We start from the raw sequence: 11,803 nt of genomic DNA on the forward strand, positions 1-11,803 counted from the left end.
TTCGGAGAACAGGGCAGAAGGATCAGCGTGCGGAGAAGCCACCGTCGACGGTGACCACGCTTCCGGTCACGTGCCGGGACTCGTCGCAGGCCAGCCAGAGCGCGGCGTCGGCAATGTCCTCGGGATCGACCAGCGCATTGTTCGGCTGTGACTGCAGAAAGAGCTCCTCGTGCTCCTCGACCGGAACGTCGAGCGCCTGGGCGATCTGGGAGAGCATGGTGCCCTCGACGTCGGGCACGTCCCGGACCGATCCGGGGCACACCGCGTTCACTCTCACCTTGAACGGGGCGTAGTCGAGTGCGGCCGCGCGGCTGAGGCCGATCAGGCCGTGTTTGGCCGCGACGTAACCGGCAAAGTGACGGTAGCCGACCAGGCCGGCGGTGGAGGAGATGTTGACGACGCTCCCGCTGCGGCGCCCGCTCATGTGGCCCCCCAGAGCCCGGATCAGCCGGAACGCACCGGACAGGTCCACATCGAGCATGAGAATCCATTCCTCGTCGGAGATCTCATGCACGGCCTTACCGGAGGGAGAGGCTATGCCCGCGTTGTTGACCAGGACGTCGACACCACCGAAGCGAGCAATGGCCTCACCGGTGACCTCCCGGACCCGGGCGGCATCGCGCACGTCGAGCGAGCGCACGAGCACCGCCGCGCCTGCCTCCCGGCAGCGGCGGGCCGTCTCCTCGAGTTGGCTGCTGGTTCCCAGGGCGTAGGGCACGCCCTCCAGATCAGCGGCGATGTCGGTCAAGACCAGGTCGGCGCCCTCCTGGGCGAAACGCACCGCGGTGGCCCGCCCCAGCCCTCGGGCCGCGCCGGTCACGAAGGCGACCTTGTTCCGCAGTCTGCTCACCGGGTCAGCGCCCGGTCGAGTTCACCGGCGACAAGGTCCACGACCGCGGCGGGGTGGTCCACGAGATACATGTGGCCTCCGGCCAGCTCGTGGGAGACGAAGGAGCTGAGCGTTGCCTGCGCCCACTGACCAGCCTGCTCGGCGGTGACCAGGTCGTCGGCGTCCCCGCGCAGGGCCACCACCGGCGCCCGCAGCGGCGTGCGATCGACGGGAGCGTACTCCTCGTGCATCCGGACATCCGCGCGCAGCATGGGCAGCAGCAGCTCGCGCATCTCCGGTACGGCCAGCGCCGGATGGTCGTACCCGGCAAAGCGTTTGACCTGTAGCAGGAACGCGTCGTCGTCCAGCCCGGTCGCATGCTCCTGGCGGCCGTTCCAGGGTCCGGGAGCACCACTGGCGAACACCTGGAGCAGCTCGTACTGCCCGCCGGCCTCCAGACGCCGGGCCACCTCGAAAGCCAGGGCCGCGCCCAGGCTGTGCCCGAAGACCGCGACTCGTTCTCCCACAGGGATGTTCCGGCGGATCTGCACCAGGGCGTCGTCCGCGGCGGAGGCGACGTCAGCCAGGGGCTCCTCCACGAACCGCTCCTCACGGCCGGGCAACTGTACCGCCAGCAAATCGAATCGGCCGGCCACATGCTCGACCCAGCCCCGGAACACGGAAGCACCACCACCGGCGAAGGGCAGGAAGATGACGACAGGCATGAAAGTCCCCCTGAAATGCAGCCTCTAAAGGCAATGATTGACAGATGGTCACCTTGAACCCCCGTCCGGACATGGTCAGCAGCCCGATCGGGCAGTCGAGCACACATGCCGATCAAGGCGGGGACCGAACAGGAGATCTTGCTGAAAGCGTGTAGGTCCGCCGGGTCAGTTACCGGATCTGGAGATCAGGCGCGAGAGTCTCAGGCAGATGACAACCAGACCCACGACAAGAACTGCCCCCAGGCGCATTCCAACGCACGACGTCCCCTCCGAGCTTCCAAGCCCCGACCGGGGCCTCAGTAATTCAACACTTATGTCCTTTTTGGCGCAAGAGGCGCCGTGGGCAGACCGTGTAGTTCCGGTCACATTGCGTCGCCTCACGATCCGGCAGAACCATGCCTTAGGCTCCGTCCGTGACGATCCACCGCCTCGACGCGTCCCGCACCGCACTCGTTCTGGTCGACCTGATGACGCGCGTGGTCGCCGCCGACACAGCCCCGCACCCAGCCGCCCAAGTCCTTCAAACTTGCCTTCGGACAGCGGATTCCGTGCGCAGCCGTGGCGGTCTGGTGGTCTTCGTCCGCTCCGAGCATCCCGGCGTGGACACCCAGCCACCCGGGGGCGAACTGGCCTCCGGATGCGAACCGGGCCCGGGTGACCTGGAGATCGTGAAGTCGACCTGGAGTGCGTTCCACGGCACCCACCTGGACGAGGAACTACGGGCCCGCGACGTCACCACCGTCGCCCTGGGCGGGATAGCCACCACGTTCGGCGTCGAATCCACCGGCCGAGCCGCCGACGAACATGGGTACTCCACCTTGTTTCTCACCGACGCCATGTCCGGGCTTCATAGCGAGGCTCATGATTTCTCCACGAGTTACGTGTTCCCGCGTATCGGAACCGTCTTCACGAGTGACGAATTCATTGAGACCCTGACCTGACCGTCAAGAGACAGCAGGAAGATCAACGTCTTCGTGGAAAGATCCTCCTTACCGATCGCGAGCGCCCTGATTCCGCGCCGCCTTGCCGTAATGTGCAGCGATGGGCCCCACCTTCACCGTCCGACAACTCTCTCCCGACGATTGGGAGGAATTTGCGCGCGTCCGGCTCGAATGCCTGCAGCGCGCACCGGAGGCGTTCGCCAGCCGGTACGAATCCTGGGTGGACGCCCCGCAGGAACAGTGGCGGCAGCGACTGCAGAACGTGGCAGGAAACTGGCTGGCCCTGAACGGCGACATTCCTGTCGGGCTGATCAGTTGCTCGCTACCGGGCGACGGTTCGGCCCAGTTGATGTCGCTGTATGTCTCCGCGGCCGCCCGAGGGCAGGGGGTTGGCGACATCCTGGTTCAGACCGTGCTCGACTGGTCCGGCTCGCAGCCGGGGGTGAACCGGGTCGAGCTCGGCGTTTTCGAGGACAACCTCTCTGCTCAAAGGCTCTATCTACGGCACGGGTTCGAGTTCACCGCACCGGCCACCGGACAGCCGCGCGCCGAGCGCGCCATGGTGCTACCACTTTGACCGGGCGCCTCGTCTTTGGGCTATGAAGATCGCAGCTCGGTCGCGCGGGGCGAGGCCAGCAACCGCCGGCGCCGCTCAGCGGTCATCAGCGGACCCAGCTCCTTGTCCCACAACAGCCCGAGCGGCGCCAGATGCATCCCGCTCTCCGGCGTCCAGGGACGCAGGCCGCCCAGCACCACGTCGAAGGCCTCGTTCTCGCGCCCGGCCTGAATCAACGCCCGCGCCTGATCGACCGCGCGCGCAAAGACCGGAGTCCGCGAGAAGCTCGCCGTCAGTCCCCGCTCGAAACGGTAACGAACCGCCAGCTGCCTGGCCTGGGAAGCGAACTCGGGCGGCGCGCTCTGCGAGAACGATGTCATCCGGTGTTCCTCTCCCGCCGCCGGATCCAGTGCTCCGATGACCAGCAAGGGCAACAGATCGTTCTGCACCGCCGCGTCCCCGGTGACCGCTCGCGAGCGCCAGATCAGGTCCGAATGATCGGCCGGAGCGCCGGTCAGGGCGTTCACCTGGATCGCCAGCACCTGGGCACGTTCGTCACCGAAGCGCCCGGCCTGCTCGAAGATGTCTTCCTCCTCGCGCCGGCCGGCCAGCAGCGATCGGTAGGCGTGCTCGACCTGGTCGGCGATCTCGGCGCGGGTCTGGCTGCGCGGCACATCGAAGTTCACGAACGTTGCGTAGTGATCTTCCAGCTCGGCCCGGAACGACGGCTGCTGCTCCCCCGCGCCCGGGTACCAGCTGGTGAAGCTGACGGCTGCCCACTCGTTCTGCTCGACGTGGGCCGGGTCGAGCAGGAAACGGTCCGGACCGGTGTTCAGCAGCAGGCTTCGCCGCAGCAGGGGTGCACCGTCGTCGGCATCCGGCTCCTGATCGGCCGGCCAGGCCTCGATCAGGTCCGGGTCCAGGTCGCGGGTCCAGCCGATCTCTCCGACCGGGCGGATGCCGCCGAAGTCCATCGACAGGACCGGCCAGCCGTCCGTCACCGCGTAGAATTCCCGTAGCGACGGGGGCAACGCCCGCCCCAGTCGCGCTTCGGCGGCGGCCACGGCCGGTGCGCTCGCGGGTTCGGCGCCGATCCAGCCGCTGGCCCGCATCTCGTCGGTGACGTTCAGCCCGATCGCCTCGGCCTGCTCGATCGCTTCCTGGCTCCAGCGTTCCAGCCAGCTACGCAGGGACAGGTGACTCAGCAGGCTGCGGGGCATGCTCGTCACCCTATCGACAACTGTCTGCGGGCCACCGACATCCTTGCCCGCGGTCACGTGGACGGCTGAGCCTCAGCCTGGGCGAGCGGCTCAACTGTCGGCAGCGGTGCGACATCTGGCTGATCGGCGGCCGGATCCGGCCGGTTCAGAGCCTCGTCCTGGGCGGCCAGGTAGGCGACGATCACCTGCTTGGGCAGCGCCCCTCGCGCCGAGACCGGGTGCCCATTGGCCCGCGCCCAGGCGCGCACCTGCGCGGTTCTGGGCTTCGGAGTGGGCGTCGGTTCAGGTTCTGGCTCAGGCGTTTCGGCGGACGTCGGTTCCTGGTTCTCGGAGCCTTCCGGATTGGCCGCGTCCTCTTGAGAAGCCCAACGGGCCGACGGCTGCAGGTGCTTCAGCAGGTAGGCGTAGTCGGCCGGCGTCACCGTGCGCGTGCCGAGCTCACGAGCGCGGGCGGCCCTGCTGCCGTGAGCGGTTTCGTCCGAGACCAGCAGGGTGGTCGTCTCCGAGACAGTATCCAGAATCCGGACTCCCAGCCGCAGCGAACGATTCTCGAGCTGTTCGCGAACTGCGGGGTCGCACCCGGTGAAGACGACCTTGTCCCCCACCCGCAACGGTTCGCCTCCGCTCCACTTCACCGGCAGGCCCTTCGGGCGGGTGGAAAGGCGCGCCTCGTAGGCTTTCCCGGATTCGTCGTCGATACCCAGGACCACCTGGGCGGCAACCCCGAGAAGCCTGGCCAGGTCGAAGAGGCCGGCGCGCTCGTCGTAGGCCACGGCGCCCTCGGCATCGAGCGCGGCGTAGGTCAGGGTCCGCACGAAAGCCTCGTTGGCGCGGGAAATGTCGATGGAGGTTCGTTCTTCGGCAAAGGCGACCCGAGCCAGAAGCGAGATCTGCCGGGCGGCGACCGGCGCGTCCTCAATGGTCTCGGCCAGCTCCTCCAGGTAGGCGAGAGTGCCGATACCGGCCCCTTCGTCCAAGGCGTCGAGAAGCGAGAAACGCTCGACGAGCGCGGGCGACACCGCGACCGTCAGATCCTCGGCATCGGTATTGGTATCGGGCGCAGCCGGATCCACCGTGGGCCCGACCGGCCAGGTGACCTCGCGCGCCCGCTCTTGCAGTGTCTCCAGGACGGCCGTGAGGTCGGGCCCGATGATCCGGGCCAGCACACCAGCCGACGCGCGAGCCTGGTCGAGCGTCGAGGTGGACAAGGCCGGCGTGAGCCCGAAGGCCAGGCACAGGTCGTCCGGGCGTCGCCGGGGCAACTCCGGCCGCTGCCGGCCGGCCGCCTCGACCAGGCTCAGCATCGGCAGCTGCGGCAATTGCCAGCCGGCCCGCCGATATTCCGTGCTGAGCCGGGCCAGGTCGAACTCGGCGTTGTGGGCCACGACCACGGCCCCGGCCAGGCGCTCGTTCAGGCGCTCGATGAGCCCCGGCTCCAGCCCGGCCTGCCACTCGTCGAGAATCCGGCCCGCGAAGTCGGTGGTGACGACGGCCACCTCCACGGCTTGCACGGAACCGGAACCCGACCGTCCGAGGTTGAGCACCGCAAAACGGCGCCGATCGGAAGACTCAGCAATTTCAGGGGTCTCGGGGACTGCGATCTCGACGGATGGTGATGACTTCCTCGCGCGGCGTACCCGAAGCCTGTCCCGAAAACCCATCATGATCCGTTGATACCACGTTCGGATGGTTCTCCCGGAACCCGCTACCGCTGGAACAGCCCGGCAATCACCTCCGGCTCGACGCGGACCGCGGGTGCGAGATCGTCGCCGGTGAGGTATTCCAGCAGGGCCTGCCGGAACTGCCCGGTCACCGGATCGCCCGGTACCACCGGGGTCAGATTGAGCGAGCACACCATCAGCCGACCGGCGCCCACCCTCACCTCGAACAGGGCGCCGAGCCGACGGGCCGAGAACCAGGTGTCGATCGGCTGGACGATCGGCTGCAGCCCGGTGGGCAGGCCTTCGAGCAGCATCGCCTGGGCGCCGTGCAGCAGCTCCCACCACTGCCAGTCGGTGTGGCCTTCAGAAGGAAAGTGCCTGAAGACGGGGTGACTCACCTCGTGTGTGATGCCCAGGGTGTGCGGGGCCTGGTTCTTGGTCCAGGCGGTGTTCCAGAACACGGTGGAAAATCCCGTCACCACGTCGGTTTCCACCGTCCCCGGGGCGGCGGTGAGCAGAACGGTTGCACCCCGCTGCGCCTGTTCGAGCGCCTCCTGCACGTTGCTGGTCTCCAGCACCGAAGTGGCAAGCGCCGCAGCCGGGGCGAAGAACCACAGATCCCAGTCGTTCTCGTACACCTGACCACCGGCCTCGGTGACCTGGACGAGGAGCTTGAGTCGACGCGTCCTCAAGTTGAAACCCGCCGCCAGCGCGACGGATCCGAAGATCTCGCCGTTACCGACCGCCACCGTTCCCTTACCGACCAGCCCTTCCGCCACCGTCTCGCCGGTTCCGGAACCGGTGCTGAAGGTCAGCCGCCAGGCGACCTCGGCCTCCAGCGGCACAGCACCGAAGTGGGCGATCCGAACGTCGAAGGTGAGCTGCTCGTCGGTGCTCCAGACCCGCTTGGGCAACCTGGCCAGCGGAACGGTCGGCCCGCAGAACCGGGCCCAGGCAGCCGCGCTGCTGTAACGCTTCTCGTCCCAGAAGGCGTCCAGAGCGCCGACCAAAGCGGTTCCCTGACCGGGGAAGTCACTCACTCCGAGCAGATGGAACCCGCCGAAGCCGGGAGTGCGCAGGGCCGCCTCGATCTCCTCCTTGTAGCAGAGCAGCTGCAGCCGCCCGGAGGCGAAGAGAAACTCCTCGGCCTGATCGGCCATCCCGTTCTGGCGCAGGAATTCAGCGAAGATGCCGTAGTTCTTCGGCTGCATCAGACCGGTGTACTTGGCCATCTCAGCGAAGTCGGGGTAGACGCACCACTGGCCGATCTCATGGCTGACGATCGGGCGCGGGTTGGCCTGGACCCAGGCACTGTAGTCGGTCTCGGTCTCCGGTGAGCGGGAGTTGTAGCGGGCCGCGAGCTCCTCGCCCCAGCGATACGTGCGGGGGTCGGGGATGTTGTCGAAGTCGTTCTCCGGGATCGCCGGCCAGCCCGCAGCGCTGGTGTAGAGCCGGCGCGGGTCGCGCTTGCGGCAGTGCGCCACCCACGCGCCGAGGAACTCCTCGTCCCGGCCGTAAGGCTCGTTGCCGTGGGCCATCGCGATGAACGAGGGATGATTGCCGAACTCCCGCAGGATCCGGTCGGTCTCCTCGTACAGGTAGGCGTCGACCGGCCGGCCCTGGCCGATGCCCGCGCCCTGGTTGGCCCAGATCGGCCCCTCCACCTGGAAGTAGAACCCTTCCTCGTCGGCAGCCCGGAAGGCGGCCTCCGGCGGGCACCAGGAGTGGAAGCGCAGCAGGTTCAGGCCGTGCGCCCGGTTGATCCGGATGATCCGCCGCCAGGCTTCGACATCGGTGGCCGGGTAACCGGTCAGCGGGAACACGCAGGACTCCAGCGTGCCGCGGATGAAGGTGGGCCGGCCGTTGACCGTGATCCGGGTGCCCTCGGTGCCGACTTCGCGCAGGCCGAAGACGGTGGTGAAGGTCTGCCCGCCCAGTTCCGCGGTGAGTTCGTACAACGCCGGGTGGAACTCGTCCCAGGTCTGGGCATCGTCCCCGAGCGGCAGGTCCAGGTCGAGGTGCTGACTGCCGCCGATCATGCCGCGCTCGGTCAGGTCGGCCTCGCGCTCGTCGTCGAACTCGGCCACCACCGCCGGGACCAGGTGCTCACCGGGCACGTTGAACCGGCGGGCCGACACCGTCACCGTGCCCTGGCCCACGCCCCGGGAGTCGCTGTGGATGTCGATCTTCACCCGGGCCGACCGATTCTTGAGGTCCGGCACCACGGTGGCCGACCGGATCGCCACCGCCGCAACGGCTTCCAGGCGCAGTGCCCCGATCGCGCCGTTCCAGTTGCCCTGGGTGTGGTCGCTGATGCTGTGCGCGTTCGGGCCGACGTCCACCACGGTGCGGTTGTCCACCCGTAGGGTCAGCGTGTGCCGGCCGGGCTGGATCGGGCCGAGGTCGAAGCGGTGCGGGGTGGTCAGGCTGCGCTCGCTGCCGATCCGGCGGTTGCCGAGCCAGACCGTGGACTCCCAGTGCACCCGCTCCAGGTGCAGCACCACGCGCCGCCCGGCCCAGTCGTCCGGGATCTCGATGCTGCGCTGGAACCAGGCCGCGCCGCGGTAGTAGGTGTGCGGCTGCAGCCAGAACGGCACCGAGACCTCGCCCGGGCCGCGGTAGGGCGCGTAGCGCTCGTCGGTGAAGAACGAGCGGTCCACCACCAGTCCGGTCCACTGGGTGTCCAGCGAGACCGGATCCCCCAGACGCTGTTCCTGCACCGATCCGGGCAGCTGGAGTTCGGTGGCGGCGGGTAGGGCGTCCGGCTGGTACCAGCGTTCGTGCTCGCCGGTGCCCTCGGGGTCGAGGGCGGCCTGCCAGGGGCCGGACAGGTCGATGATCATTTGACGGCTCCTGCGGTGAGTCCGTCCAGCAGTTGCTTGCGCAGGACGAAGAAGACGATCAGGCTCGGGATGGCGGCCAGCACCGACCCGGCCAGCACGAGGTCGTACTGCCGGCCCTCGGCGCCGAACAGCGCCTGCAGACCGAGCGGCAGGGTGTACTGGTCCGGGTCGCTGACCACGATCAGCGGCCAGAGGAAACTGTTGTAGCTGTTCAGGAAGTTCCACACGGCCAGCGCCCCGACCGCCGGGCGCAGCAGCGGCAGCACCACCGACAGGAAGATCCGGAACTCCCCGGCCCCGTCGATCCGGGCGGCGTGCAGCAGTTCGTCCGGCACCGACTGCTCGACGTACTGGCGCATCATGAAGATCCCGAAGGCCGGGGCCACCCAGGGCACGATCAGCGCGAACCAGACGTTCAGCGTGCCGGTCACCGCGAGCAGGATGAACAGCGGCACGATGATCACCGCGAACGGCACCGCCAGCGACGAGATCAGCACGTCGAACAGGGCGTTCTTGAACCGGAACTGGTACTTGGCGAACCCGAATCCGGCCAGGCAGCACAGGAACACCGCGACCGCCGTGGAGACCAGCGCGACCAGCGTGGAGACCAGCAGCCACGACCAGAACGGCTGGCCGTCCAGGATCGCCCGGAAGTTCTCCAGGGTGGGTTCGGCCGGGAACAGCCGGGGCGGGTACTCGAAGATGTCGCTGCGGGCCTTGAAGGCGCTGGAGACACCCCAGATCATCGGGATCAGGAAGAGCACCGCCAGCAGGGTCAGCGCGGTGTAGAGCCCGGCACGTTGCTTGGTCATGCGTTCCTCCCGACCTGGAACAGCCGCAGCGCGATCCGGCCGATGGTGAACACGGCGGCGAACATCAGCACGCCGGCCGCAGCGGCGTAGCCGAGTTCCTGGCGCTGGAAGGCCGCCCGGTAGATGAACATCGCGATCGAGAGCGTGGACTCGCCCGGCCCGCCCTGGGTGAGCAGGAACGGTTCCTCGAAGATCTGCGCGGTGCTGACCAGCACGGTGACCCCGATGAAGGCGGTCACCGGGCGCAGCGCGGGCAGGGTCACCGAGAGGAACGAGCGCACCGCCCCGGCCCCGTCCAGCGCGGCCGCCTCGTACAGCTCCCGCGGTACGTTCTGCAGCCCGGCCAGGAAGAAGATGGTCAGATACCCGGTCCAGCGCCACAGCACCAGGACCACGACAACCACCCGGGCCCAGAGCGGGTCGGTGGTCCACTCGATCCCGCCGAACCCGAACACGGCCTGCAGCAGGGCGTTCATCAGGCCGAACTGCCCGTCGAAGATCAGCCCGAAGACCAGGGCCACGACGATCGGCGAGATCACCACCGGTACGAAGAAGATGATCCGGAAGGTGTCGCGCAGCTTCAGCCCGCGCGCGTTCAGCGCGCTGGCCAGCAGCAGTGAGGCGGGCAGCACCACCAGCATGGTGAAGCTCATGTAGAACACGGTGTTGCCCAGCGAGGTCCAGAAGCTGTTGTCCTGCAGCAGGTAGCGGTAGTTCTCCAGGCCGATCCACTGCGGGGCGCCCAGGCCGGCCCAGTCGGTGAAGCTGAGGTAGACCCCGGCCCCGATCGGGATGATCATGAACAGCGCGTACAGCACGTAGAACGGGCCGATGAACAGGTACGGGGCCAGCCTGACCTCGTTGCGGCGCCACCAACTGGGCTGAGCTGAAACGGTACTCACTGGCGCACCTGGTTCCGGTAGGCGGCGACGGCCGCGGCGATCGCCTGGTCGGGGGTGCTGCGGCCCATCACCGCGTCCAGCACCGGGCCACCCAGCGTGGTGGTCATCACCTGCATCCCCACGTGCTGGTCGAAGGCCGGCATGTCGAGAGCGGCCTCGCCGTACACCTCGAAGATCCGCTGCCCACCGAGGAAGGGATCAGTGATTTCGAGGAACTGGGGCTCCTGGTACAGCGGAGCCAGCGTCGGCAGGTAACCGCCCTTCTGGTAGCGCAGGAACTGCCCTTCCGGCGTCAGGTAGGTACGGCGTAGCAGTTCCACCGCGGCGTCCGACCGGGCGGTGTCACTGGCCACCGCGAACCCGGTCCCACCGAGCGTGGAGGCGATGTGCCCTCCGGCCTGGAACGGTGGGATCGTCCGGATCTTCCACAGGCCTTCCTGGTCGGGCACATTGGCCTCCAGGCCGTAGGCCCGGTACCAGTTGGGCATCACGGTGGCGACCAGTTCCGAGTTCTTCAGTGCGGCTGCGACCGCCCCGCCGTACGGGTCGGCCAGCGGCATCAGGAAGCCGTCCTGCACCCCCTTGCGCATGAAAGCCAGTACCTCGCGGGACTCGTCGCTGTCCAGGGTGAGGCTGCCGTCGGCGCCGAAGACGCTGCCGCCGCGCTGCAGAAGGAACTGCAGGAAGCTGTTGAACACCGCTCCCGGGTCGCCGGTGGAGACCATCCCGATCGCCTGACCGGTGGTGGCCGCCAGCCGGGTGCCGGCCTCGGCCAGCTCCTCCCAGCTGCCCACGGTCTCCGGGATGTCGTTCTCCTGGAACACGTCCTGCCGGTAGTACAGCACCGAGATGCTGTTGTCGGACTCCAGCCCGTAGACCGATCCGTCGCTGGTGTAGGAGCCCTGCTTGAGCAACTGGTCACCGAACGGCTGGATCAGGTCGTCCAGCGGAACGAGCATGTTCTGGGCGATCCGGCTCTTCATCATCCGCGGGAACTGGTCGACCACCACGCCGATCAGGTCGGGCCCCCGCCGGCGGGCCACCGCCTGGGTGATCGCCCGGGAGACCAGGTCACCGGCGTTCGCCGCGGTCATCTCCAGTTCGTAGGTCCAGCGGCTGCCCTGCTGGATCGCCGGGTCCACCGCCGACGCAGCGAAAGTCGCGTCGTAGCCCGGGTCGTGGGCCCAGAAGTTCAGCTGGACCTCACCCTGGGTGATCGGGGTGGCCGAGGCGCTGGAGCATCCCGCCAGGGCCGCGGCGCCGAGCGCCCCGAACCCCCAGAGCACTTGCCTTCGTGTCGGATCGGACATGTTC

At 68.1% G+C, this 11,803-nt stretch carries 10 protein-coding genes; 2 read left to right on the plus strand and 8 right to left on the minus strand.

From position 1 onward, the window contains the following. Positions 1 to 22: 22 nt before the first annotated feature. On the minus strand, positions 23 to 850 hold the full coding sequence (locus tag LR394_RS25960; protein WP_231446797.1) for an SDR family oxidoreductase: 828 nt from the start codon (positions 848 to 850) through the stop codon (positions 23 to 25). Next, positions 847 to 1,554, minus strand: a complete 708-nt coding sequence (locus tag LR394_RS25965; RefSeq protein WP_231446799.1) for a thioesterase II family protein — start codon at positions 1,552 to 1,554, stop codon at positions 847 to 849. The genes LR394_RS25960 and LR394_RS25965 overlap by 4 nt, the downstream gene beginning before the upstream one ends. Positions 1,555 to 1,967: 413 nt before the next feature. Here LR394_RS25965 and LR394_RS25970 point away from each other — a divergent pair, with 413 nt between their 5' ends. Both LR394_RS25970 and LR394_RS25975 read left to right on the plus strand, forming a co-directional pair. After that, on the plus strand, positions 1,968 to 2,495 hold the full coding sequence (locus tag LR394_RS25970; protein ID WP_231446801.1) for an isochorismatase family protein: 528 nt from the start codon (positions 1,968 to 1,970) through the stop codon (positions 2,493 to 2,495). A gap of 100 nt (positions 2,496 to 2,595) precedes the next feature. Further along, on the plus strand, positions 2,596 to 3,072 hold the full coding sequence (locus tag LR394_RS25975; protein ID WP_231446803.1) for a GNAT family N-acetyltransferase: 477 nt from the start codon (positions 2,596 to 2,598) through the stop codon (positions 3,070 to 3,072). A 20-nt stretch (positions 3,073 to 3,092) separates the two neighbouring features. Here LR394_RS25975 and LR394_RS25980 read toward each other — a convergent pair whose 3' ends face one another. From LR394_RS25980 to LR394_RS26005, 6 genes are all read right to left on the minus strand, one after another. Next, positions 3,093 to 4,271, minus strand: coding sequence for a hypothetical protein (locus LR394_RS25980; protein WP_231446805.1), 1,179 nt, complete (start codon positions 4,269 to 4,271; stop codon positions 3,093 to 3,095). Between the two features lie 53 nt (positions 4,272 to 4,324). Then, positions 4,325 to 5,782 carry an Lsr2 family DNA-binding protein gene (locus LR394_RS25985; RefSeq protein ID WP_231446806.1) on the minus strand — a complete coding sequence of 486 codons (1,458 nt, stop codon included), beginning with the start codon at positions 5,780 to 5,782 and terminating at the stop codon, positions 4,325 to 4,327. Between the two features lie 194 nt (positions 5,783 to 5,976). After that, on the minus strand, positions 5,977 to 8,775 hold the full coding sequence (locus LR394_RS25990; protein ID WP_231446808.1) for a sugar-binding domain-containing protein: 2,799 nt from the start codon (positions 8,773 to 8,775) through the stop codon (positions 5,977 to 5,979). Beyond that, complete coding sequence (locus LR394_RS25995; protein WP_231446810.1) at positions 8,772 to 9,587, minus strand: carbohydrate ABC transporter permease; 816 nt, start codon at positions 9,585 to 9,587, stop codon at positions 8,772 to 8,774. Before LR394_RS25995 ends, LR394_RS25990 begins: the two co-directional genes overlap by 4 nt. Beyond that, positions 9,584 to 10,489, minus strand: a complete 906-nt coding sequence (locus tag LR394_RS26000) for a carbohydrate ABC transporter permease (protein WP_231446812.1) — start codon at positions 10,487 to 10,489, stop codon at positions 9,584 to 9,586. The genes LR394_RS25995 and LR394_RS26000 overlap by 4 nt, the downstream gene beginning before the upstream one ends. After that, positions 10,486 to 11,799, minus strand: a complete 1,314-nt coding sequence (locus LR394_RS26005) for an ABC transporter substrate-binding protein (protein WP_231446814.1) — start codon at positions 11,797 to 11,799, stop codon at positions 10,486 to 10,488. The genes LR394_RS26000 and LR394_RS26005 overlap by 4 nt, the downstream gene beginning before the upstream one ends. Positions 11,800 to 11,803 lie beyond the last annotated feature (4 nt).

Source organism: Kineosporia babensis, assembly GCF_021129305.1.
Classification (GTDB): Bacteria; Actinomycetota; Actinomycetes; order Actinomycetales; family Kineosporiaceae; genus Kineosporia; species Kineosporia babensis.